Here is a 22,470-nt window from a genome sequence, read left to right as displayed (position 1 = left end):
GGCAGAACAGGAAATCCCGATGCCGCGGTTGCCCTTGCTCGTCTGCGTCACCCTCGTCCTCGCGGGCTGCGGTGCCCCCGCGCCCGCCGGGGTCCCGCGGACCACCGACCCGCTCGCGCCCACCGAGCAGGTCAAGGCGCTCCGGTTGCCGTTGGACGCGTACTCGTTCTCCGACGCCGAGCTGTACACGATCTCCGACGCCGAAGACGTGCTGATCGCCGACTGCCTGCGCGTCAAGGGGTACGCGTGGCAGCCGATCCACCGCCCCGCCGACGCGCCGGACCTGCGCAACCGCCGCCGGTACGGCGTCGTGGAAGCGAAGATCGCCGAGTTCGGCTACCACGTGCCGGCCGGCCTGCTGACCCCGGTGAGCCTCGAGCGCGCCTACGACGAACAGGACCGCACCCTGAGCGACGGCGCGAAGGAAGCCGCGTTCGGCGAGAACGGGTGCGGGCCCCAGGCGGCCAAGGCCCTCGGCGCCGACGGCAACGCCGACCAGGCCCTGCTGGTGCAGACCGGCCGTTCGTCGCTGTACGACACCCTCAAGCAGCCGCCGGTCGCGGCGGCGCTGGACTCCTGGCGCACGTGCATGCACCAGGCCGGGCTCGACTACCCCGACCCGCTCGCGGCGATGGCGGACCCGAAGTGGTCGGCGGACGGGTCCGCCGGTCCGTCGAAGCCGGAGACCACGACCGCGGCGGCCGACGTCACCTGCAAGGACAAGAGCGCGCTCGTCGACACCTGGCACGCCGCCGAAGTGCGGTTCCAGACCGCGGCGGTGGCGCAGCACTCGAGCTACTTCACCGGGATCCGCACGAAGCTGGACCAGGAGCTCACTGCCGCGAAGGCCGTCTTGGCGCGCCCGTAGCCCACCGCCGGGACGTTCAGCCTGCGAGTTGAGTGCACGCCTGTACACTCAATCGGCATGGTCACCTTCGACTTGTCCGGTGAAGCCCCCGCCCGGGGTGGTGCGTGATGGCCGAAGTGGGGATGCGTCCCCCGGCGTCGCCGCTGCGGCGCCGGGCGTTGCGCGCGCTGCGGTGGCTCTTCACGCCCCTGCGGCCGGACGACTACCTCGAACTGATCAACCCCCTGTGGTCGACCCGGGAGCTGCGCGGGCTCGTCGAGCGGGTCGAGCCCGAACGGGGCGGCGCGGCCACCGTGCTGATCCGGCCGGGCTACGACTGGGTCGGGCACCGGCCCGGCCAGTACGTGCGGCTGGGTGTGGTGATCGACGGCGTGCACCACTGGCGCGCGTACTCGCTGACGTCGAGCCCGGACCGCGCGGACGGGCTCATCTCGATCACGCCCAAGAAGGTCGACGGCGGGGTCGTCTCGCCGTACCTGGTCGAGCGGGCCCGGCCCGGTGAGCTCGTGCGGCTGGGCGAGGTCGAAGGGGCGTTCACGCTGCCCGAGCGGCTCGACCGCGGCCTGCTGTTCGTCACGGCCGGCAGCGGCATCACGCCGGTCATGAGCATGCTGCGGCACCTGGCGCCGGGCCCGGGGCTGCGCGACGTCGTGCACGTCCATTCGGCACGGGACGCGACCGGCGTCATCTTCGGCGAAGAACTGGAGGCGCTCGAGAAGGAGCACGACGGCTTCCGGCTCGAACTGCGCGTCACCGGCCGGGACGGGCGGTTCGCCCCGGCCGAGCTGGACACCCTGTGCCCGGACTGGCGCGAGCGGGAGTGCTACGCCTGCGGCCCCGGCGAACTCCTCGACGCGCTGCAGGCGCACTGGAAGCGCCACGGCGACGTCGAGCGGCTGCACCACGAACGGTTCCAGCCGATCGTCGGTGGCGAAGGTGCCGAGGGAGCCGGCGGGTCGGTGCGCTTCGCCCACCGCAACCTCGACGCCGACTGCCCGCCCGGCACCCCGATCCTCGTCGCCGGCGAGGAAGCGGGCGTCGACATGCCCTTCGGCTGCCGGGTCGGGGTGTGCCACACGTGCGTCCTGCCGATCCGGGAGGGCCGCATCCGCGACCTGCGCACGAACGTCGTCAGCGAGAAGCACAACGAGATCGTGCGCACCTGCGTGCACGGTGCCGAAGGCCGGGTCACGGTCGAACTCTGAGCGAGAAGGGAACCCATGTCCTCGACAACCCACCCGTTCGCCCACCTGAGCGCGGACCAGCTCGACGAACTCGCCCGCGAGTTCGACGCCATCCACGACCAGGTGCGCGCCGACCTCGGCGAACGCGACCGCCGGTACATCAAGGGCGTGATCCGGCTGCACCGGCAGATCGCCGTCGCCGGCCGCGCCCTGCTGCTCGGCTCCCGGTCCAAAGCGGCCTGGGCGGCGGGCACCGGCTGCCTGGCCGTCGCGAAGATCCTGGAGAACATGGAGATCGGGCACAACGTCCTGCACGGCCAGTGGGACTGGATGAACGACCCGTACATCCATTCGTCCACATGGGACTGGGACACGGCGTCGACCGCGGCAGCGTGGAAGCACTCGCACAACTACATCCACCACACGTACACGAACATCCGCGGCAAGGACAAGGATCTCGGCTACGAGATCATGCGCATCGACCCGCACCAGAAGTGGCACCCGGCGTACCTGGCGCAGCCGTTCTACAACCTGCTGCTGATGGCGTTCTTCGAGTGGGGCGTGGCAGTCCACGACCTCGACGTCGAAGCGATCCGCGCCGGTGAGAAGCCACTGAAGGACGTGTGGCACGACATCAAGGGCATCTCGGGCAAGGCCCGCGACCAGATCCTCAAGGACTACGTCGGCTGGCCGCTGGTGAGCGCGCTCGCCGCGACCGCCGTGGGACGGCTCGTGCGGCCCGAACCCCGGTCACGGCGCCGGGTGCTCGCGGACCGGGCCCGCGGCCGCGGTTTCCGGGGCGCCGTGCGGGCCCAGCTCGCCGCCGTCCGCAAGGAAGGCGGCGGCACGTTCGCCGCGACGTTCTGGGCGGACTTCACCGCGAACATCATCCGCAACCTGTGGGCGCATTCGATCATCTTCTGCGGCCACTTCCCCGACCAGACGTACACGTTCGGCCAGGACGAGGTCCGCGACGAAACCCGCGGCGGCTGGTACGTCCGCCAGCTCGTCGGCGCGGCGAACATCACCGGCTCCCCGCTGTTCCACCTGATGAGCGGCAACCTCGGCTACCAGGTCGAGCACCACCTGTTCCCGGACATGCCCAGCAGCCGCTACTCGGAGATCGCGCCGCGGGTCCGGGACATCTGCCGCCGCTACGGCCTGCCGTACAACACGGGCCCGCTGTCCCGCCAGCTCGGCACGGTCCACCGGACGATCCTCCGGCTGGCCCTGCCCGGCGGGAAGCCCCGCCCGAAGCCCGGCCCCTACCGCGGCGACGAGGTGGCCCGCGCGGCGTAAGGGCCTGGTCCGGAGGGTGTCTGGTGCCGCACGGCGGTTGTCCGAAGGTCGGGCCGAGCGCCCCAATGTGGCGTTGGGTGCGTCCAGCGCAACCAACGCCACATTGAGGTTTTCTCAGTAGCGGTGTTGGTGTTCATGGTGGGTGAGCACGAGGTGGCCTGGGTGATGGCGCCGAAGGCGCGGTGCTTGCCGGAGTACCACAGGTGCACGGTGTCTCCCCGGTTCTTGCCTTTGGTTTTGATCATGGTCGCCGCGATCCGGTCGGCGGGTATCAAGGTGCCGTCGAGGATCAGGTGGGTGTCGCCGGCGCGGCGGCGGGCGGTGAGGATCTGGTGCAGGTCGGGAGCTTGTGCTGCCAAGGCGGTGACGCCTTCGTGCAGGTAGCGGTAGGCGGTGGCGACGCTGATGGCGTTGTCGGTGGCGGGCCGGTGCACGGGGGTGGCGTCACGGAACCAGCGCAGGATCAGCACTGCCTGGTAGCAGGGGGTCAACGCTCGTCGGTTGCGGCGGGTGCCGCGGTCCTGGCGTTCGGCTTGCAGCACGCCGTCGACGAACAGGGCCAGTTCACGTGCCACATCGAGGGTGGCACCCTAGGAGATCACATGGGGGCAACACGCACCCGCACCCGTCCCTACTGAGAAAACCTCGATGTGGCGCTTGCCCGGGGCGCAGTCGTCGGTGGTCAGCGCGGGCTGAGTGACGCGCGCCATTCTTTCGAGTGAGAACACATGTTTGGGAAGCCCGTTCCGCGGGCATCCCCGGCGCGGGTCGAGCCGGCGCCAACCCCGGGTGCCGGCCTCTCGGAAGAAGGAGCAGTTCCACCGTGATCATCCTCGGCGTCATCCTGATCATCCTCGGCTTCGTCATCGGCATCCCGGTGCTGTACACGATCGGCATCGTGCTCGCGGTCGCGGGCGTGGCCTTGGCGATCCTCGGCGGGACCGGTCGCAAGGTCGGCGGCCGCGCGCACTGGTTCTGAGCCGGCGAGCCGAGCACGACGGCCGGCCCTCGCCCCGCGAGGGCCGGCACCGTCCCCAGTGGACGCCCGCCCGGCTACTTCGAGCGTGCCGTTTGGGCCGCGTCCGGCCGCGAGCGGCGAACACGGACCGTCGTCAGCCGATACCATGGCGGGCATGCCCGATTTCGACGAGATCAACGCCAAAGTCATCGACGAGTACCGCGCCAACGGCGGTGAGCTCAGCGGTGGGTTCGCCGGTGAGAGCCTCATCCTGGTGCACCACTTCGGGGCCAAGTCCGGCACCGAGCGCATCTCCCCGCTGGCGGTCTACGCCGAGGGTGAGCGCCTGTTCGTCTTCGCCAGCAAGGCCGGCCTGCCGGAAAACCCGGGCTGGTACTACAACTTGATGGCCCACCCCGACGTGACCGTCGAACTCGGCGACGAGACCTTCCCCGTCCGGGCGACCGAGATCACCGGTCCCGAGCGGGACGAGATCTACGCCAAGAACGTCGAGAAGCGCCCGCAGTTCGGCGAATACCAGGCCAACGTCGACCGGCTCATCCCGGTCGTCGAGCTCGTCCGGCGCTGAGCGCGTCCGGGCTTCCCCGCCGGCGACGTTTCGGCGCGGGAAGCCCGGGCCCCGCTAGCGGAACGGGTCGGGCGTGATGTCCTGGCCGAACAGCTTGCCGTGGCTCTCGCCGACGTGGACGTGGTAGCCCTTCTTGCCCACGTTGACCGTGATGTGCGGCCGCGGGTCGGCGCCGCCGGCTGCGCCGCCGAGGCCGCCCTTGTGGATGCCCGCGGTCTGCTGCCAGCCTTTCTCCTGCATCTGCCGCAGCAGTTCCTGGGCTCGGCGCGCCTCCTCGCCGCGGCCCTTGGCGAGGTTCTCCAGCATCCCGACGAACCGCTTGTCGTTGATCCGCGTGACCGGGACGTTGGCGTTGCCGTTGAAGACCGGCTGCCCCTTCTTGCCCCAGTTGGTGACGTTGGTGTTCAGGGTCGGGTTGTTCGCCTTGCCGCCCTTGCACTTGCCGCCCGCCAGCCCGGCCGGGTCCAGCCAGCCGGTCGGGTTCGCCACGTAGCCGTGCTGGTTGAGCCCGCCGCCGAGGCCGAGCGGGTCGGGCGAGAGGTAGCGGCCGGTCTCCGGTTCGTAGTAGCGGTGCAGGTTGTAGTGCAGGCCGGTCTCGGCGTCGAAGTACTGGCCCGGGAAGCGCAGCGGCCTCCCGTCCCCGCCGGACTGCCCGACGCCCCACAGCGATCGGCCGTCCTCGTCCACCAGCTCGGCCGGGCTGCCGACGACGTCGGCGACGACCGCGTGGAACTGCTCTTCGCCGGCGGAGCTGACCAGGCGGGCGACCGGTTCGACCTCGCCCGGCAGCCACTCCCAGACCGTCGTCGAATCCTTCACGGGCGCAACCAACCCGAAGCTGACAGCAGCCGACGGACCGCACCCGGTGCCCCCGGGGATCAGGTCTGCCCGGACACCGAGCGTGCCCGAGTGCGCCCCCGGGGCGGGGTGCGTCAGATCCCGCAGGAGGACGCCGACCAGAAGCGGGTCGAGCGGTGCGCCACGTGGGTGTGGTCGCTGTGGCCCGGGTAGCCCGGGCCGAGGATCTCGCTGAAGCCGTGGTTGCGAGCCTGCTGCGCCAAGGCGCAGAAGCCCTGCGCGCCCGCGCCGAGGTCGACCGCGTCACCGTAGAGGTGGCGGCTCGCCGCCGCGCCGCCGACCGCGTTGTTGCAGGCCACGCTGCGGAAGCCGCCGTTGACGACGATCGGGCGGTCGCCCATGGCGTGCCGCATCGCCTGCAGCTTCCACATCGAGACGAGGGCGTTGGCCTTCGCCGTCGCCGCGGGCACGTTGCCGCCCGACCAGGTCGAGTTGCACCGGTTCAGTTCGGCGTAGGTGAAGTTGACCGGCGTGCAGTCGTCGTCCTGCAGCTGGTAGATCTTCGCGAACGTCGCCGGCCCGGCGATGCCGTCCGCGCCGAGCCCGTACGCCTGCTGGAACCGCGTGACCGCGGCTTTCGTCCCCGGACCGAACTGGCCGTCGAGGGCGAGGACGCCGCCGTAGCCCGGGTAGCCGGAGACCCGGATCTGCAGTTGCCGGACGTCGTCGCCGGACGCCCCTTGCGCGAGCGTGCGTCCCCAGGAGTAGCAGGCGTCGGCCGCTTGGGCCGGAGCGGCGGAAACCGGAGTGGCCACGAAGACGGCCGCCAGGGCGAGGATGGGCAGGAGGAACCGAACGCGCATGGCAGGAACACCTTTCGGGCGAGGGAGGTGAGAGCCGAGACCTCGCAGCTGGTCTGCGATTCACTGCCCAGCACGGTAATGCGGCGGCGAGCACCGCGCTGTGGGGTGTTCGCACCACACGTGGGTGATCGCGGCCCGGCAGCCGACGGCGAACCGGATCGCTGGACCGCCTGCCCGACCTGCATCTCGTGTTCCGGCGTGAGGGCCGTCCGTGACGAACACGCGCGAAACGAACACCTCCGGCCGGCGCAAAATGATTTTCCGGCTCTTCCGAAGTCGACCGGACTCGCGACTGCACGACCAAATTACCTCGGGCACCCGAATACCCGGCCGAAATGAATTCCCGGTCAGCTCTCCAGCGCGACCGCGGTCAAGGTGAGGTGCCGGACGAGCAGCTCGGCCGCGGTGTCGGCGTCGCGGTTCAGGGCCGCTTCTTCCAGGCCGCGGTGCTCGCCGAGGGCGTCGCGGTCCGGCGCGCGGCGGGCGGACCAGCGGCGGGCCAGCTCGCTCGCGGCCCACATCCGGTCGAAGGTCTCGAGCAGGGCGGCGTTGCCGCACCCTTCCAGCAGGGTGCGATGGAAGGCCCGGTGGGCTTCGGACCAGGCACCGCTGTAGTGCTCGCCCTCGCCCGGCGCGTACGGCTCCGTGCGGGCCAGGCGGTGGTGCGCGGCCCGCACGCGGGCCTCCCAATCCACGTCGCCGCGTTCGATGGACAGGCGCAGCACGACCGGCTCGACGGTCCGGCGCGCCTCGGTGATCTCCTGCCAGCGCCGGTCGGAAACAGCCGGAACGGCGAAGCCGCGGTTCGGCAGCCGGTCGGCCAGGCCCTCGCCGACCACCCGCACGAGCGCCTCGCGCACGACGGCCAGGCTCACGCCCTGGTCCCGGGCGAGGTCCTGGGGCTTGAGCGCCTCGCCGGGGGCGTAGTCCCCGCGCATGATCGCGTCCCGCAGGTGCGCGTAGACCTGCTCCGACAGCATCTGACCCATGCCCGCAGTGTAGATGTTGCGAACGATAATCGATTATCTGTGCTATCGTCGATGACATTCCACTCGGAAGGACCTCGGATGACCCTCAACGACCCGTTCGCCCGGCTCCCCGAAGCCGCCGCCTTCTCCGTCACCAGCACCACCGTCGCCGACGGTGCCGCCTGGCCGCGTGCGCAGTTCTCCTCAGGCGTCCCCGGCGGCCAGGACCTCTCGCCGCAGCTGTCCTGGAGCGGCGCACCGGAGGGCACGAAGAGCTACGCCGTCACCGTCTACGACCCCGACGCCCCCACCGGCTCCGGCTTCTGGCACTGGGCGGTCGCCGACATCCCCGCCGCCGTGACGGAGCTGCCCGAGGGTGCCGGCGACGACATCGGCGCCGGCTTGCCGGAGGGCGCGTTCCAGCTGCCCAACGACGCCCGCGTGCCGCGCTACCTGGGTGCCGCACCGCCCGCCGGGCACGGACCGCACCGCTACTTCGTCGTGGTGCACGCCCTCGACGTCGACTCGATCGGTGTCCCGGCCGACGCCACCCCGGCCGTCCTCGGCTTCACCGTGGCGGGCCACATCCTCGGCCGCGCGGTCCTGACCGCCACCGCCGAAACACCCGCCTGAGCCGTTTGCCGAATGCAAATTGCATTTTCAGCGCCGGTCGTGTCGTCGTGAAAATAAATGCCGGACAAAGTACTTGCGCAGGCGAACTGTTCACCGGAATCAACACTTACGAAAATTGCTCCGAACGGTCGTACTCATCCCCGTCGCGGACACATACGGTCACATGCCTGCGCAATCACCCACTGGAGGGTCTTTTTCATGACGATCGACCTCGCGCTGAAAGAAGCGATGAACATTCCCGGCGCCGTCGGCGCCACCCTCGTCGACTACGACAGCGGAATGTCCCTCGGTTCGCTCGGTGGCGGCGACTGGCTCGACCTGGACATCGCGGCGGCGGGCAACACCGAGGTCGTCCGCGCGAAACTGCGGGTGATGGCTTCCCTCGGGCTCGACGACAGCATCGAAGACATCCTCATCACGCTGCACCGCCAGTACCACGTGATCCGGCCCCTGACGGCCCGGGGCAACTCCACGTTGTTCCTCTACCTCGTCCTGGACCGTGAACGGGCGAACCTCGCGCTCGCCCGCCACAGCCTCAAGCGCATCGAAGCCAGCCTGTCCGTATGAGAGCTGCCGACACCCACCACCAGCACACCCCGGCACCGCTGCCGGTCCGCACCCCGCCGGCCGCCGACAGCGGCCCGCCACCGGAGCCGGCGGCCCGAACCCCACCCCCGGACGCGGCCCGCACGCTCGCGGCCCTGCGCCGGATCCGCGACCAGGTCGACCAGGTGGCCGGCCTGCTGGTCGCCACCCACGACGGCCTGGTGCTGGCCGACGACACCACCGGCGTCGAGGCCGACAGCGTCGCCGCCATGTCGGCGGCGGCCGCGGGCCTCGCGGCGCAGTTCACCGCCCAGGCCCGGATCGGCGACGCCCGCTGCGCGATGTTCGAAGGCAGTTCCGGGTACGTCTGCGTGTTCCCCGTCGAGGGCTCGCTCCTGCTCGTCGTGTTCGGCGAGCCGGACATCACCATGGGGCTGTTCACCCTCGCCGCCAAGCAAGCGCTGACGCTGCTGCGGCAAACCACCCCGACACCGGCGATCTGGCCTCCCGCGGAGTGACGGCGGGGTGGGGAGGCGCCTCTCCCCACCCCGCCGGGGTCCGTTCGCCGCACCTCGGTCGATGTAACACGTGATACATTTCGTCTCGTGACGGATCCGCCGGGCCAGTGGCAGGTACTGGTGGTGAAGGTGCCGGCGGCACCTTCGCGGCACCGGGTCGCGGTGTGGCGGGAGCTGCGCCGGATCGGGGCGCTGTCGCTCGGGCAGGGCACGTGGGCCGTGCCGGACGTGACCGCGTTCGCCGCGGGCGTCCGCCGCGTGGTCGAGCTCGCCGAGCGCGGCGAGGGCGAGGTCGTGGTGCTCGACGCGGCCGGGCGCAGCGAGCGCGACGGCACGCGGCTGGAGCAGCTGTTCACCGCCGAGCGCGAGGACGAGTGGCGGGAGTTCCTGGCCGACTGCGGCAAGTTCGACGCCGAGATCGACAAGGAGATCCGCGTCGGAAAGTTCACCATGGCCGAGCTGGAAGAGGAGGAACAGAGCCTCGAGCGGCTCCGGCGGTGGTACCGGGACCTGAAGGTCCGCGACGTCTTCGGCGCGCCGTCGGCCGCGCCGGCCGAGCTGCGGCTCAAGCACTGCGCCGACCGGCTCGCCGAGTACACCGAGCTCGTCTTCCAAGCCCTGCACCAGATGTGAGCCGACCCCGTGGCTGAGCCGACCACCGCACCCCGGAACGCCTCGACCGCGTTGCGGCCGCTGTACGCCGCGGGGTTCGTGACGGCGTTCGGTGCGCACAGCATCGCCGCGAGCCTCGGCGCCTACACCGGTGGCGAGCACGCTTCCCTGCTGACGCTGGGGTTGCTGCTGGCCGTCTACGACGGTGCCGAGGTGGTCCTCAAGCCGGTGTTCGGCTCGCTGGCCGACCGGATCGGGCCCCGCCCGGTGCTGCTGGGCGGGCTGCTCGCGTTCGCCGCCGCGTCGGCCGCGTTCGTCCTCGCCGGGAACCCGGCCGCGGTCGGACTGGCCCGGCTCGGCCAGGGCGCGGCCGCCGCCGCGTTCTCCCCCGCCGCCGGTGCGCTCGTCGCCCGCTTGTCCCCGGCCAAGCGGCAAGGCCGGGCCTTCGGCGGGTACGGCGCGTGGAAGAGCGTCGGCTACACCGCCGGCCCGCTGCTCGGTGGCGTCCTGATCACCCTCGGTGGGTTCTCGTTGCTGTTCGGGACTCTCGCCGTCCTCGCCCTCGCCGTCACCGGCTGGGCGGCACTGAGCGTGCCGGCCGCTCCCCCGCTGCCGCGCGCCCGCCAGACCGTGCTGGACCTGGCCCGCCGGCTCGGGGCGCCTTCGTTCCTCCGGCCGACCGCGACACTCGCGGCCACGACCGCGGCGCTGGCGGTCGGCGTGGGCTTCTTGCCGGTCACGGGTGCCGCCGCCGGGCTGACCCCGCTGCTCACCGGCACCGCCGTGTCGCTGCTGGCGCTGTGCTCGGCGCTGGTGCAGCCGTGGGCGGGCCGCGCCCGGGACGCGGGACGACTGCGTGACGGCGTCGGCATGGCCACCGGCCTCACCGCGGCCGCGGCCGGGATGGCTGTGGCCGCGGCGGTTCCCGGCGTCGCCGGGGTGCTGGTGGCGGCGGTGGCCGTCGGCGCCGGCGTGGGCGTGGCGACGCCGCTCGGCTTCGCGCACCTGGCCGCGCGCACGCCCCCCGAGCGGCTCGGCCAGACCATGGGCGCCGCCGAGGTCGGCCGCGAACTCGGCGACGCCGGCGGCCCGCTCTTGGTGGGCTCGATCGCCACCGCGGTCACCCTGGACGCCGGTTTCCTCGGCCTCGCCGCGATCCTGCTCCTCGCCGGCTTGGCCGTGGTGGGCGCACGAAAGGACTGACCGGGCCGGCCGGACGTCAGCGAGATCTCCGTCGACTTGACCAACGCACCTGCTGTTCGCCGCCCGCGCCGCCCGGTCGCGCTGGACGTAAGCCTCACGGTTCGAGACTCGACCCCTCGGTTCAGGCCCCGGCAGATCGCGCCGGGGGCCACTTAGGCCGTCGGGTCGGGGCCCAGCGCGCGGCCCAGCAGATCGCCCAGCTGGTCGAGCTCCTCGGGCGAGAACTCCCGGAACGACGCCTCGGCCACGGCGTCCACGAGCTCCTGCCCCTCGGCTCGCAACCGCGCACCCTCCGCCGTGAGCCGGTGCCGCACCGCCCGCCCGGGCCCTGGGACGCGCTCGATCAAGCCGCGCTCCGCCATCCGCGTGGCCAGCGAGCCGAACGACTGGTCGGTCTGGAACGTCAGCACCGCCAGGTCGTGCAGTGACGCGTCCGGCCGGGCGTGCAGGTGGCGGAGCGTGTCCCACTGCACCAGCGAGAGCCCCAGCGGCGCCAATGCCCGGCTCAACGCGCGGTGGTGGCGGTACTGCAGGCGCTTGACGGCCAGGGAGACGTCACCGGGTCGGTACTTCATGCGCTCACCCTAATTCAGCCGAGGCCAGCTTGCTTATCTAAGGAACCTTATATAAGCTTCCTTAGGTAGCCCAGACCAAGGAGAACCATGACGCTCCCCGCCGCCGGTTCGCTCCGGCCCGCCCGCACCGAAACCCACGCGCTCGACCTGGGCGAAGTGACCCTCCAGGACCGTGACCGCACCCGTCCGTACCTGCTGCTGCACGGCGGTGGCGGCGTCGCGACGATGACCGGCTTCGCCGATCTGCTCGCCGAACGCACCCACTCCCGCGTGCTGCTGCCCACCCACCCCGGCTTCAGCGGCACCCCCAAGGCCGACGGCCTCACCGACGTCACCGCGCTGGCCCGGATGTACGTCTCGCTGCTCGACGAGCTCGGCCTCACCGACGTCACGGTGATCGGCAACTCCTTCGGCGGCTGGCTGGCCGCCGAAATCGCCCTGCTGAAGAGCCCCCGGGTCAGTGGCGCGGTGATCATCGACGCGATCGGCATCGAGGTCGAGGGCCACCCGCTGACCGACATCAGCGGCCTCGCCCCGGCGGAGATCCGGGCGCATTCCTTCCACGACCCGAGCAAGGCCCCGGTGCCGCCGAGCGGCGGTGGCACCGGACCGAGCCCCGACGTGCGCGCGCTGGTCGGGTACGCCGGCCCGGCGATGACGGACCCGGCGCTCGCCGCGCGGCTCGGGGAGATCGAGCTCCCCGTGCACGTCATCTGGGGCGAAAGCGACGGCATCGTCGACCCCGAGTACGGGAAGGCCTACGCCGCCGCGATCCCGATGTCGGTGTTCACCCTGCTCCCCCGCACCGGCCACCTGCCGCAGGTCGAGACGCCGGAAGAACTGCTCGGCGCGCTGCTCGACCTCGGCAACCACTGACCACCCACCTCGCAAGGAGAACCACCATGAGCACCCCGTTGCGCGTGACCCGGATCGGGCACGCCTGCCAGCTGATCGAGTTCGGCGGCATCCGCGTGCTGACCGACCCGTGGTTCACCCAGACCGCGACCTACTACCAGGGCGAACCGGTCGCCTCGACCGTCGAGGCGCTGGGCCGCGTCGACGCCGTGGTGGTCAGCCACGAGCACTACGACCACTGCGACCTCGACGGACTGGTCGCCGGCGGCTTCGACCTCGCCACCCCGCTGGTCGGGCCCGGCACCGTCGCGGCGATCGCGCGGGACAAGGGTTTCCGCGACGTCCGCACCGTCGAGGCGTGGGAAGCCGCGACGGTCGGCGACCTGACCGTGACGGCGACGCCCGGCAAGCACGGCGTCCACGAAGTCACGTTCGTCCTCCAAGCGGGCGGCCGCACGGTCTTCTTCGGCGGCGACTCGCTGCGCGTGCCGGAGCTGGACACGATCCCGGACCGGTTCGGCCCCGTCGACCTGGCGATCCTGCCGACGAACGGCCTGTGCATCCGCCCCATGAACCTGCGGCAGGTGGTCATGGACGCCGAGGAGGCGGCCGGGCTGACGGCCGCGCTGAAGCCGGCCGTGGCCGTCCCGCACCACTACTCCTTCCACAGCGGCCGGCTGGGCGACCGGATGATCACCAAGGGCGACCGGGACCCGCGGCACTACGCCGACGCCGTCGCGCGGATCGCCCCGGAGGTCGACGTCCGCCTGGCCCTGCCCGGCACCCCGGTCGTGGTCCCGTGACCACCGGCGACCGGCGGTTCATGCCCGAGATCGCCGGTGTCACGAGGACGACCTCGCCGCCGCGATCACGACGCTCACCGCGGCGGTGCGGCGCGAGCCCGGCTGCCGGGAGTTCCGGTCCTACCGCGACGCCGCGGACCCCGCCGCGTTCCACCTCTACGAGATCTACGCCGACACCGACGACTTCCGGACCCACCTCGCGACCGCCCACGTGGCACGGTTCTTCACCGAGCCGGCCCGCCACAGCACGGCCGACGCCGGTGCGTTGACCCAGCTCGTCGAGCTGCCCGCATCCTGATTTCGCGGCCGCGCGAAATTTTTCCGCGGCGCATGTCGAGAACCGGCCGGCGGCTCCGACTGTGGGGCAGCGGCGGCCGAACCGGGCCGCCCCCACGAGAGGTGCGAACGATGACCAAGGTGACCGCCCAGATGTCGGTGTCCCTCGACGGCTTCTACACCGGACCGCGCGACCCGCGGGATCCCGGCGACATGAGCGGCTGGATGGGCGGCCCGGAAGCGCCCGGCTTCTTCCGCGTCACCCGCTGGGCCGTCGACGCCATGGCCTGGCGGGAGCGGCAGGGCTTCGCCGGCGGCGAGCAGTCGGTCGACTCCGAAATCGTCGCGGAGACCTTCGCCGCGGCCGGTGCCTACGTCATGGGACGGCGCATGTTCGACGCCGGCGAAGTCCCCTGGGGCGAGGAGCCGCCGTTCCAGGCGCCGGTCTTCGTCGTCACCCACCGGCCGCGGGAGGTGCTCGAACGCCGGGGCGGGACGTCCTTCACCTTCGTCACCGACGGGCTCGAGCGGGCCGTCGAGCTGGCCAAAGCCGCCGCCGGCGCCAAGGACGTGGCGGTCGCCGGTGGCGGGGAGCTCCTGCGGCAGGTGCTCGCCGCCGGGCTGCTCGACCAGCTCGAGCTGCACATCGCCCCCGTGCTGCTGGGCGACGGCCAGCGCCTGTTCGACGCCGGGCTCGGGCTCGGGGCGGACGACGGCATCGAGCTGGTCCCGGCCCGGGTCGTCGACGCGCCCGGCGTGACGCACATCCGCTATACCGTCGCCGGGCGGTCGAAACTGGTGCTGGACGACCGCGGTGCCGGCGGCGAACTCGTCGGGCCGGGCCGGGGCTGAGAGGAGCGAGCGATGAAGTTCATGCTGCTGATCTACGGCAACGAGGAAGCCTTCACCTCGGTGGGCGCGGAGACGCTCGCGGAGCTCATCCGCGAGACCGACGCCCTCAACCAGGAGCTGTTCGAGTCGGGTGAGCTGATCGGCGCGTACGGCGTCGCCGACGAGGTGAACACCAAGATGGTCCGGGTCACCGGCGGGACACCGGTGGTGACCGACGGCCCCTACGCCGAGGCCAAGGAGTTCCTGGGCAGCTTCTCGATCATCGACTGCGACAACCTGGACCGGGCGCTCGAGATCGCGGCGCGCAGCCCGTCGGCGCGCTACTGGGGTGTCGAGGTCCGGCCGCTCATGCACGAGGCGAACGTCGAACCGTGACCGGCTGGCAGGCCGTCCGGCGGCTGGTCCCGGAGGTGCTCGGGGTGCTGGTGCGCCGCTACGGCCTCTTCGACGCGTGCGAGGACGCCGTCCAGGAGGCGCTGGTGGCGGCCAGCACCCAGTGGCCGGTCGAGGGGTGGCCGGAGAACCCCCGGGCCTGGCTGGTGACGGTGGCGTCGCGGCGCCTCGCCGACCAGGTGCGCAGCGACGCCGCCCGCCGCCGCCGGGAGGAGGCCGACGCGATCCGCACGCCGGCCCCGCCCGACGGCGGCGAGGCGTACCCCGACGACACCCTCACGCTGCTGTTCCTGTGCTGCCACCCGGCGCTGACGCCGCCGTCGCAGATCGCGCTGACCCTGCGGGCCGTCGGCGGCCTGTCGACCGCCGAGATCGCCCGCGCGTTCCTCGTGCCCGAGGCGACCATGGCGCAGCGCATCAGCCGGGCGAAGCAGCGCATCAAGGCCGCCGGGGCGGTTTTCGCGCTGCCGCCGCCGGCCGAGCAGGCGGCGCGGCTCGGCGTCGTGCTCCACGTCGTCTACCTCGTCTTCAACGAGGGGTACACGGCGACGTCGGGAACGCGGCTGGTGCGGGCCGAGCTGACGGCCGAAGCCATCCGGCTGGCCCGCGAGCTGCACCGGCTGGTCCCCGGCGACGGCGAGGTGACCGGGCTGCTGGCACTGTTGCTGCTGACCGACGCCCGCCGCGAAGCCCGCACGGCCGCGGACGGATCGCTGGTGCCGCTGAGCGAACAGGACCGGACGCGCTGGGACGCCGTCGCCATCGCCGAGGGCGTGGCGCTGGTGACCGGCGCCCTGGCGGAGGGCCCGGTCGGCCCGTACCAGCTGCAAGCCGCCATCGCCGCCGTCCACGACGAAGCCGCGACCGCCGGCGACACGGATTGGCGGCAGATCCTGGCCCTGTACACGGTTCTGGAGCACGTGGCACCCAACCCGACGGTGACGCTCAACCGGGCGGTGGCGGTGGCCGAGGTGCACGGACCGGCGGCCGGGCTGGCCCTGCTCGACGCCCTTTCGGCCGACGAGCGCCTCGGCGCCTCCCACCACCTCGTGTCCGTCCGGGCCCACCTGCTGGAGCTGGCCGGCGACCCCGGCGCGGCGCGCGCCGGTTACCAGGAAGCGGCCCGGCGCACCACCAGCGAGCCCGAGCGGCGCCACCTGCTGACCCGCGCCGCCCGGCTGGGGTGAGCGCAGCCGTACAAAGTGGACATTCCGGCGCGGCTACAGCTTGCGGGGCCGGGGAATCACGTCACGCCCCAGCTTCGGCAGCCCTTCGTCCAAGGTGGACCGCAGCGCGAGGTCGAAGGCGTGCTCCAACCGCGCCGCGTGCACCCGGACCACGTCGTCGTCGGCCGCCAGCCGCGCGTCCGCCAAGCTGCGGCTGACGTTCGCGATGCGACGACGGGAGGCCGCCTGGAGCGCAGCCCGTTCTTCCATTCCGGCAATCCTTAGGTCAACAGCGAAAGACAGGTTCCCCCCTGGCCGACGGGAGTGCCACCTCCCGGGCCCGGCGACTCTAGCACTGCGCACCGGAGCGCCGCGCAGGCACCTCGCGCCCGGAAATCCCTGCCGTGCAAGCGAAACGACGTGCCACCGGGCCGTTTCGACCGCATCCCCCGCCCGGGGGAACGCGGTCTCAGCGGCCGGCGATCCGGTGCAGCAGGTCGTGTGCCGCGGGCAGCGTGTCGGGCAGGCGGTGCACCCGGACCTCCGGGTGCGCCGCGGTGACCAGCTGTGGATCACCGCGCAGCCGATCGGCGATCTGGCGGCGCGCGCTCGTGATCCGGTGCGCCACCGCGGTTTCCCGGTCGGCGAGGACGACGGCGGTCGAGCAGCCGAGCGAAGCGGTGGTTTCCCCGCTGTCGAAGACGCGGCGGAGGACGTCGGCGACCAGGACCATCGCCATCGGGCGGGACCAGCCGTCCACCGTGGACAGATCGACGCTGACCGCGAGCAGCACGGGCCACTCCCCCGCGCCGGGGTCGATCCGCGTGACGCGCCGGTAGACCTCCCCCAGCCGCACCCGCAGGTAGCCTTCCGTCGCCAGGCCGCTGAACGACTCGGTCGCCCCGCGGTCGGGCACGTCGCCGGTGAGATCGGCCCAGCCCACCGCGACGGCGCGGAGCATGGCGAACGGCGCCGCGTGCGGATCGGCGGAGACCAGCCCGTCGGCGTCGGAGTCGCGGTCCAGCACGGCGTGCAACGCGGCGACGTCGTACAACGTCTCGTCCAGCCCCGCGCCGGTCCACGCGCGCGAGCGGCCCAGGTTCCGCAGCGCGCCGGCCAGGTCCCCGCGGAAGAGTGCCGCGCCGCACACCGCGTCCACCTCGGGGACCGCCCAGTCGCTGGGGAACCGCCAGCCGCTGGTGATGCTCGCGATCCGCCAGCGGGCGCGGAGATTCCTGACGGCTCCGTCGATCTCGTCGACGTGGTCTCGATCGGCCACTGCGCACGCCTTCCCGCTGGTCTCGGGAATTCGACGGCGCCGGTCGCCGCCCGTGACGCAAGGAGCGCGAAAGATCCGCCGGATGAGGTAACCCGCGCGGGGTGAGGTCAGCTTCGGACCGGTGGAGTGGTCATTCCTCGACGCTGAACCACCCGGTCGAGTGGCGGCCCCGCTCGCCCGGGTCGCTGTCCCCTTCGACCGGGGCGACGTCGGCCGTCGCCGGCGCGGTGTCCACCCACCGCAGGCCGACCTCGGCGACGATCGAGTCGAAGATGGGCGTGGCCGGCAACGGCACCGCGCTCGAGTCGGTGGTTTCCGCTTGGCTCATCGGAGTTCCTGTCGCGCGGGGAAAGACACCTCTAAGAGCTCTTCGCAGCCGGCTCGCCGGCAGGACGCGCACGCGGCGACGTGCGCCGCGACCGTCGTGGCGCAGCCGTCGTGCCGCCCACCGCGCAGCCAGATCTCCAGCTGGCGCAGGGCTTCCTGGCAAGCGGGCGTCCGGGGTACGGGGAGTTGCCGGGCTTCGCGGTAGGCCTGCCGCAGCCCCGCGCGGGCGCGGCCGGCCAGCTCGGCGACGCCGTTCGGCGAGAGGCCCATGACCGGCGCCAGGTCGGCCGGGGTGCGGCCTTCGGCCACGATGCTCCACAGCACGACCCGCCAGCGTACCGGCAGCGTGGGGAAAGCGGACCGGACCAGGTCGCCGGGCCGGGCTCCGGCCGCGCCTGCCGGCTCGGCCCGTTCCCGGCTCCAGCGAGCGGCGAGGTCGCGCATCGTCGCGACCGCGTACGGGTGGAGGTGGTCCTTCGGCCCGCCGCCGGCGCGGATCACGGCCAGGACGCCCGTGAACGCCTGGGCCACCAGTTCGTCCCGGTCCGCGGGCGGTCTGCCCCAGCCCGCCGCGACCCGGCGCAACGCCGCCGCGTGGCGCCGGAAGAGCCGGTCGCCCGCGCCGGGCTTCCCGGCGCGGAAGTCGGCGAGCAGCTGCCGATCCGGCGGCAGGTCCTCGTGGCCGGCCTCGCCCATCGCACACTCCGATTCAGCCATTCGGCACTCTCGGTAATTCGATGGCGCACAAAGTAACAGTTACAACGGCGTAGCCCCTAACTGCGGCCCGGTACGCTCCTCGAAGTGAGGTCTTCCCGAGCGGGCGACGGTCGCGCGGCGCGCTGGACCGGGCAGCGCGAACGCCGGCGCCGCGAGTTCGTCGAGGCCGCGCTGCGGGCGATCGAGGAACACGGCCCGTACGTGTCGGCGGCCCACATCGCCGAGGCCGCCGGCGTGGCCCGCCCGCAGCTGTACCGCCAGTTCGACGACGCGGCCGACCTGACGCGGGCCGTCGCCGACCGGGCCGCCGAGGAGATCACCGCTTCGCTGCAACCCGTTTGGGAACCCCAGGGCAGCGCCAGGGAAATGATCGCGGCCGCGGTCGACGCCCACACCGGCTGGCTGGCCGACCACGGAAACCTGTACCGCTACCTGATCCTGCACGCCCAGACCGGGCGCCGCGAGGGCGAAGACGCCATCGCCGACGTCAAGACCGTGATCGCGCGCCAGCTCAGCCAGGTGTTCGAGTACTACCTGACGCTGTTCCAGCTCGACACGCGCATCGCCGGCGTCCTGTCCTTCGGCGTCGTCGGTCTCGTCGATTCCTGCACCGCGCAGTGGCTCGAAGCCCCGGAAGGCATCACGAAGACGCAGCTCGCGGACCTGCTCACCCGCTGGATCTGGCACATCCTCGACGACTCGCTCCGCGCGGCGGGCATCGAGGTCGACCCGAACCTGCCGCTGCCCCCACCGCCGCCGCGACAACGCCCGTCGGCGCACCCCGCGGACTGAGCGACGCCGGTGTCCGCATGCGGACAATGGCCGCATTCGCTCATGCGCTGCCACCGGAACCCCTCATAAGCTCTGCCGCGTCGAGCCGCCTTTCCCGGGGCCGCGGCCGACGCCAATCTTCCTTTCTACGAGGGGTTTTCCCATGTTCCGAACCAGAGTTCGCGCCGCTGCGCTGGCGTTCCTCGTGCTGGTGAGCGGTCTCACCACGGCCGCGGTGACCGCCGCTCCCGCCTCCGCCGCCGCGTCGTGCGCCGGTGGGGTCTCGGTCTACGGCGTCCTGCCCGACGGCCGCCTCAGCTACACCACGATCGACCCGGACAACGGCAACATCACGCACGTCGTCGTCTCCTCGAAAGCGCTCGGGTTCACCGCGAAAGCGTTGGCCACGCTGAACTTCAACACGCTGCTCGTGACCTCGACGACCGGTGTCCTCTACCGCGTCGACGTCGTAACCAACAGCGGCAGCCTCACCTTCGACGACCCGATCGACCTCCAGCACGGCTGGACCCACAACCTGCTGTCCTACGACGGTCACGGGCACCTCTACGGCACGACCTCCGCCGGTTCTTTGCTGCAGTACCTCGTTTCCGCGCCCAAGCCCGGCGTGAACCAGATCGGGCAGCGCCGTGAGATCGGCAGCGGCGGCTTCGCGCTCAAGACGCTTTCGGCGGCCGGGGACGACCGGCTCATCGCGACCGCGTCCGACGGGCAACTGATCAGCTACGCCGTTTCGCCGACCGGCACCACCTACACCCGCGGGCAGCTCGACGACGCCGGCTGGCAGAGCTTCGAAAACCTCGTCTCCCCCGGCGGCGGCCTGTACTACGGCAAGAACCCCGACGGCGCCATGTACTGGTACGAGGACGACGACCCCACCGACGGGTCCGGCACGGACATCGCCTACCACCTGAACGACCCGGTCGCCTCGCGCGGCTGGACGCAGTACCTGCTCTCGGCCGACCCGGCCGGCTGCACCAGCAGCACCCCGGTCAAGCCGCTGCGCTCGAAGATCGCCTCGCTCGCCACCGGTGAGGTCGGCACCACCGAAGCGAACTGCGACAAGTACAACGACGGCTGCAACCACGGCGCGAACGACTGGTGCGCGATGTTCGCCACCTGGACGTGGGCGGCGGCCGGCGTCGCGGACGTACCGCGCGGCACGTGGGTGGCCCGCGGCCTCGGCTCGTGGGGTGTCGACCACGGCCTGTTCAAGTCGCGGACCGGCAGCTCGCACGGCAGCCCGAAGATCGGTGACTGGGTCATCTACGGCCCGCCGAACGGCACCACGGGCGGGCACGTCGACGTGATCACCGCGGTGCACCCCGACGGCACGCTCACCGTCGTCGGCGGCAACGTCAGCGACAAGGTGACGCGCCGGGTGATCGACCCCGACACCGCGCGTTCCGGCCTGCAGGAGCAGCTGATCTCCGGCTACGTCTCCCCGCCCGGCGCCTGACCTTCCCCCTTCACCGGCGGTGCCGCGGCCTCGGCCGCGGCACCGCCCCACCGACCCTGGAGTTCCGATGCGCCTCAGCACGAGAGCGATCGCGGCGGGCCTCGCCGCACTGTCCATCCTGACCGCGGGCGCCACCGCCGCGAGCGCCACCACCGAGTCCGACGCCATGGCCGTCCGGATGCAGCAGCTGGCGGCCTACGCGACGGCGGCCTGCGTCACCGGCGGCCCGACCGCCGCCGACACCGCGTCGGCCACCCGGCTCAACAGCGTCCTGACCGGCGCGCTGAAAGGCCACATGACGCCGTACCGGGTGTCCTGCGCCCGTGCGGTCATCGACGCCGTGCAGGCACGCGGGCTGGACGAGCGCGCCGCCGTCATCGCGATCACCACCACGATCGTCGAATCACTGGTCGAGAACATCAGCGAGAAGGTCGACCACAGCAGCCTCGGCCTGTTCCAGCAGCTCGACTCCTGGGGCACCGAGTCGCAGCGGCTCAACCCGGCCTGGGCCACCAACGCGTTCCTCGACGTGATGGAAGGCTTCTACCCGAACGGCAGCTGGCGCACGGCCGCGATCGGCGACGTCTGCCAGCGGGTCCAGCGCTCCGCCTTCCCCGACCGCTACCAGCCGCAGGCCGCGGACGCGCAGCGCATCGTCGACGAGCTGAGCAGCCCGGCCGCGACCACGGTGTCGGTCTACGGCGCGCTGTCCGACGGGCGGCTGACCTACAGCACCATCAACTCCCAGACCGGCGACCGCACCAAGACCCTCGTCTCGAGCGACAACCTCGGGTTCACGCCCAAGGCGCTGGCCACGCTGAACTTCAACACCGTGCTCGCGACCTCGCCGGCCGGCGTGCTCTACCGCGTCGACGTCATCACGAACAACAACTCGCTGCAGCTCGGCACGCCCGTCGCGCTCGGCAGCGGCTGGACGCACGACATGCTGACCTACGACGGCCACGGCCACCTCTACGGCATCGCCGGCAGCACCCTGATGTCCTACGTGGTTTCCCGGCCCAAGCCCGCGAGCAACCAGATCGGCCAGCGGGCCGTGATCGGCACCGGGTTCACCATGCGCACCATCGCCGCCACCGGCGACGACTGGCTCATCGGCATCAGCACGACCGGCGTCCTGCGCTCGTACCACATCGCGGCCGACAACACCTGGACCGGCACGACGCTGGCGGACCGCTGGAGCACGTTCGACCAGATCGTGTCCCCGGGCTACGGCCTGTACTACGGCCAGACCCGCGACGGCGCGCTGTACCGCTACCACGACCACAACCCGTTCGACTTCGACGGCTCGGACATCCAGGGGTTCGGCACCGACCCGGTCGACACGAAGGGCTGGACGCAGACGCTGCTGTCGGCCCAGCCGTTCGGCGCCTAGCCGAGCGCTTCCGGCATGGCAGACGAACCGGCACCACGCTGGTGGGGCGAGACGGGCGGCGCCCGTCCCGCCCCGCCGGGCTGGTGGCCCGAACCGGACAACCTGCACTGGGTGGGGAGCCCGGAGCCGGCGGAGGAGCCACCGACCGGCCACCGTCCGCACCCGCCGCGCCCCGCGTGACCGGATCCGGACAGTGGCCGGACTTGCTCTCCCGGCATAAGACATCGCCGCCTAACTTGTCACGTAGCAGAGAGATCGCTTTCGCGGGGAGGACGACATGATCAAGAGAATGGTGACCGGAGTGGTCGCGGCGGCGCTGACGGTGCTGGCGTTCGGTGCGGTGGTGGCGCCGGAGGCGTCCGCGACGGGCAAGCCGCAGCCGAAGTGCGTGTGGATCTGGACCCAGGGCGAGCCGGGGTGCTACTGAGCCGGCCGGCGTCCGGGCGGGACAGCTAGGCCGTGTCTGACAATGCTTTGGTCCAGGTGATCACGGCGTGCAGGACGACCGCTGATCGATAGACGATGGCCAACTTGTCATAGCGAGTAG

28 protein-coding genes and 1 pseudogene are annotated in these 22,470 nt (G+C 71.9%); 20 read left to right on the top strand and 9 right to left on the bottom strand.

What is annotated here, in order from left to right:
- Positions 1–19 precede the first annotated feature (19 nt).
- From AB0B33_RS26690 to AB0B33_RS26680, 3 genes are all read left to right on the top strand, one after another.
- Positions 20–868 (top strand): hypothetical protein, encoded by an 849-nt coding sequence (locus tag AB0B33_RS26690; RefSeq protein ID WP_360776675.1) that lies wholly within the window; start codon positions 20–22, stop codon positions 866–868.
- Between the two features lie 107 nt (positions 869–975).
- On the top strand, positions 976–2,073 hold the full coding sequence (locus tag AB0B33_RS26685) for a ferredoxin reductase (RefSeq protein ID WP_360776673.1): 1,098 nt from the start codon (positions 976–978) through the stop codon (positions 2,071–2,073).
- A 15-nt stretch (positions 2,074–2,088) separates the two neighbouring features.
- Complete coding sequence (locus tag AB0B33_RS26680) at positions 2,089–3,351, top strand: acyl-CoA desaturase (protein ID WP_360776671.1); 1,263 nt, start codon at positions 2,089–2,091, stop codon at positions 3,349–3,351.
- On the opposite strand, the gene AB0B33_RS26675 is transcribed toward AB0B33_RS26680, so the two are convergent.
- Positions 3,318–3,926 carry a hypothetical protein gene (locus tag AB0B33_RS26675; RefSeq protein ID WP_360776670.1) on the bottom strand — a complete coding sequence of 203 codons (609 nt, stop codon included), beginning with the start codon at positions 3,924–3,926 and terminating at the stop codon, positions 3,318–3,320. The two genes, AB0B33_RS26680 and AB0B33_RS26675, sit on opposite strands and share 34 nt — an antisense overlap.
- A gap of 248 nt (positions 3,927–4,174) precedes the next feature.
- On the opposite strand from AB0B33_RS26675, the gene AB0B33_RS26670 reads away from it, so the two are divergent.
- Both AB0B33_RS26670 and AB0B33_RS26665 read left to right on the top strand, forming a co-directional pair.
- A complete protein-coding gene (locus AB0B33_RS26670) occupies positions 4,175–4,330 on the top strand; it encodes a hypothetical protein (protein ID WP_247022631.1) in 156 nt (51 codons plus the stop codon).
- Between the two features lie 154 nt (positions 4,331–4,484).
- Positions 4,485–4,898, top strand: a complete 414-nt coding sequence (locus AB0B33_RS26665) for a nitroreductase/quinone reductase family protein (protein WP_247022630.1) — start codon at positions 4,485–4,487, stop codon at positions 4,896–4,898.
- 54 nt (positions 4,899–4,952) lie between these two features.
- Here AB0B33_RS26665 and AB0B33_RS26660 read toward each other — a convergent pair whose 3' ends face one another.
- The 3 genes from AB0B33_RS26660 to AB0B33_RS26650 all read right to left on the bottom strand — a co-directional run bounded on the left by AB0B33_RS26660 (position 4,953) and on the right by AB0B33_RS26650 (position 7,539).
- A complete protein-coding gene (locus tag AB0B33_RS26660) occupies positions 4,953–5,717 on the bottom strand; it encodes an RHS repeat-associated core domain-containing protein (protein ID WP_360776667.1) in 765 nt (254 codons plus the stop codon).
- Between the two features lie 113 nt (positions 5,718–5,830).
- The gene (locus tag AB0B33_RS26655; protein ID WP_247022628.1) at positions 5,831–6,559 is read right to left on the bottom strand and encodes a D-Ala-D-Ala carboxypeptidase family metallohydrolase; all 729 of its coding nucleotides are present in this window, start codon (positions 6,557–6,559) and stop codon (positions 5,831–5,833) included.
- Positions 6,560–6,906: 347 nt separating this feature from the next.
- Complete coding sequence (locus AB0B33_RS26650; RefSeq protein WP_360776983.1) at positions 6,907–7,539, bottom strand: GntR family transcriptional regulator; 633 nt, start codon at positions 7,537–7,539, stop codon at positions 6,907–6,909.
- Between the two features lie 87 nt (positions 7,540–7,626).
- Between AB0B33_RS26650 and AB0B33_RS26645 the strand changes: the two genes are divergently transcribed.
- The 5 genes from AB0B33_RS26645 (at position 7,627) to AB0B33_RS26625 (ending at position 11,039) form a co-directional block, all read left to right on the top strand.
- Positions 7,627–8,160, top strand: a complete 534-nt coding sequence (locus AB0B33_RS26645; RefSeq protein WP_360776665.1) for a YbhB/YbcL family Raf kinase inhibitor-like protein — start codon at positions 7,627–7,629, stop codon at positions 8,158–8,160.
- A gap of 198 nt (positions 8,161–8,358) precedes the next feature.
- Positions 8,359–8,727, top strand: coding sequence for a hypothetical protein (locus AB0B33_RS26640; protein WP_247022624.1), 369 nt, complete (start codon positions 8,359–8,361; stop codon positions 8,725–8,727).
- Positions 8,724–9,224, top strand: a complete 501-nt coding sequence (locus tag AB0B33_RS26635) for a roadblock/LC7 domain-containing protein (protein ID WP_360776663.1) — start codon at positions 8,724–8,726, stop codon at positions 9,222–9,224. The genes AB0B33_RS26640 and AB0B33_RS26635 overlap by 4 nt, the downstream gene beginning before the upstream one ends.
- An 87-nt stretch (positions 9,225–9,311) precedes the next feature.
- Positions 9,312–9,857: a Chromate resistance protein ChrB gene (locus AB0B33_RS26630; RefSeq protein ID WP_360776661.1), complete on the top strand. Its 546-nt coding sequence runs from the start codon at positions 9,312–9,314 to the stop codon at positions 9,855–9,857.
- Positions 9,858–9,866: 9 nt separating this feature from the next.
- The gene (locus AB0B33_RS26625) at positions 9,867–11,039 is read left to right on the top strand and encodes an MFS transporter (protein ID WP_360776659.1); all 1,173 of its coding nucleotides are present in this window, start codon (positions 9,867–9,869) and stop codon (positions 11,037–11,039) included.
- Positions 11,040–11,191: 152 nt separating this feature from the next.
- Here AB0B33_RS26625 and AB0B33_RS26620 read toward each other — a convergent pair whose 3' ends face one another.
- Entirely contained in the window at positions 11,192–11,614 is a 423-nt protein-coding gene (locus tag AB0B33_RS26620; RefSeq protein ID WP_360776657.1) for a MarR family transcriptional regulator, read from the bottom strand.
- An 87-nt stretch (positions 11,615–11,701) separates the two neighbouring features.
- Between AB0B33_RS26620 and AB0B33_RS26615 the strand changes: the two genes are divergently transcribed.
- The 6 genes and pseudogenes from AB0B33_RS26615 to AB0B33_RS26590 all read left to right on the top strand — a co-directional run bounded on the left by AB0B33_RS26615 (position 11,702) and on the right by AB0B33_RS26590 (position 15,980).
- Entirely contained in the window at positions 11,702–12,490 is a 789-nt protein-coding gene (locus AB0B33_RS26615; protein ID WP_360776655.1) for an alpha/beta hydrolase, read from the top strand.
- Positions 12,491–12,516: 26 nt separating this feature from the next.
- Positions 12,517–13,272 (top strand): MBL fold metallo-hydrolase, encoded by a 756-nt coding sequence (locus AB0B33_RS26610; RefSeq protein ID WP_360776653.1) that lies wholly within the window; start codon positions 12,517–12,519, stop codon positions 13,270–13,272.
- 52 nt (positions 13,273–13,324) lie between these two features.
- Positions 13,325–13,570: pseudogene (locus AB0B33_RS26605) on the top strand (antibiotic biosynthesis monooxygenase); the annotation flags it as partial.
- 110 nt (positions 13,571–13,680) lie between these two features.
- On the top strand, positions 13,681–14,400 hold the full coding sequence (locus AB0B33_RS26600; protein WP_247022613.1) for a dihydrofolate reductase family protein: 720 nt from the start codon (positions 13,681–13,683) through the stop codon (positions 14,398–14,400).
- Positions 14,401–14,412: 12 nt separating this feature from the next.
- A complete protein-coding gene (locus tag AB0B33_RS26595; protein WP_247022612.1) occupies positions 14,413–14,775 on the top strand; it encodes a YciI family protein in 363 nt (120 codons plus the stop codon).
- On the top strand, positions 14,772–15,980 hold the full coding sequence (locus tag AB0B33_RS26590) for a DUF6596 domain-containing protein (protein WP_360776651.1): 1,209 nt from the start codon (positions 14,772–14,774) through the stop codon (positions 15,978–15,980). Before AB0B33_RS26595 ends, AB0B33_RS26590 begins: the two co-directional genes overlap by 4 nt.
- A gap of 33 nt (positions 15,981–16,013) precedes the next feature.
- Here AB0B33_RS26590 and AB0B33_RS26585 read toward each other — a convergent pair whose 3' ends face one another.
- From AB0B33_RS26585 to AB0B33_RS26570, 4 genes are all read right to left on the bottom strand, one after another.
- Complete coding sequence (locus tag AB0B33_RS26585) at positions 16,014–16,229, bottom strand: hypothetical protein (RefSeq protein WP_360776649.1); 216 nt, start codon at positions 16,227–16,229, stop codon at positions 16,014–16,016.
- 199 nt (positions 16,230–16,428) lie between these two features.
- The gene (locus AB0B33_RS26580) at positions 16,429–17,238 is read right to left on the bottom strand and encodes a GGDEF domain-containing protein (RefSeq protein WP_360776647.1); all 810 of its coding nucleotides are present in this window, start codon (positions 17,236–17,238) and stop codon (positions 16,429–16,431) included.
- Positions 17,239–17,368: 130 nt separating this feature from the next.
- Positions 17,369–17,566, bottom strand: a complete 198-nt coding sequence (locus AB0B33_RS26575; protein ID WP_360776645.1) for a hypothetical protein — start codon at positions 17,564–17,566, stop codon at positions 17,369–17,371.
- Entirely contained in the window at positions 17,563–18,261 is a 699-nt protein-coding gene (locus AB0B33_RS26570; RefSeq protein ID WP_360776643.1) for a sigma-70 family RNA polymerase sigma factor, read from the bottom strand. The genes AB0B33_RS26575 and AB0B33_RS26570 overlap by 4 nt, the downstream gene beginning before the upstream one ends.
- A gap of 105 nt (positions 18,262–18,366) precedes the next feature.
- Here AB0B33_RS26570 and AB0B33_RS26565 point away from each other — a divergent pair, with 105 nt between their 5' ends.
- The 4 genes from AB0B33_RS26565 (at position 18,367) to AB0B33_RS26550 (ending at position 22,350) form a co-directional block, all read left to right on the top strand.
- The gene (locus AB0B33_RS26565) at positions 18,367–19,074 is read left to right on the top strand and encodes a TetR/AcrR family transcriptional regulator (RefSeq protein ID WP_360776641.1); all 708 of its coding nucleotides are present in this window, start codon (positions 18,367–18,369) and stop codon (positions 19,072–19,074) included.
- Between the two features lie 142 nt (positions 19,075–19,216).
- Complete coding sequence (locus AB0B33_RS26560) at positions 19,217–20,530, top strand: tachylectin-related carbohydrate-binding protein (protein ID WP_360776639.1); 1,314 nt, start codon at positions 19,217–19,219, stop codon at positions 20,528–20,530.
- A 67-nt stretch (positions 20,531–20,597) separates the two neighbouring features.
- The gene (locus AB0B33_RS26555; RefSeq protein WP_360776637.1) at positions 20,598–21,923 is read left to right on the top strand and encodes a tachylectin-related carbohydrate-binding protein; all 1,326 of its coding nucleotides are present in this window, start codon (positions 20,598–20,600) and stop codon (positions 21,921–21,923) included.
- Positions 21,924–22,200: 277 nt separating this feature from the next.
- The gene (locus tag AB0B33_RS26550) at positions 22,201–22,350 is read left to right on the top strand and encodes a hypothetical protein (RefSeq protein WP_360776635.1); all 150 of its coding nucleotides are present in this window, start codon (positions 22,201–22,203) and stop codon (positions 22,348–22,350) included.
- The last annotated feature ends 120 nt before the right edge of the window (positions 22,351–22,470 follow it).

Source organism: Amycolatopsis sp. NPDC049159 (assembly GCF_040648295.1).
In the GTDB taxonomy this organism is placed as follows: domain Bacteria; phylum Actinomycetota; class Actinomycetes; order Mycobacteriales; family Pseudonocardiaceae; genus Amycolatopsis; species Amycolatopsis pretoriensis_A.
The sequence above is the reverse complement of the archived record's forward strand: the minus strand, read 5'-3'. Positions and strand labels throughout refer to the sequence as shown.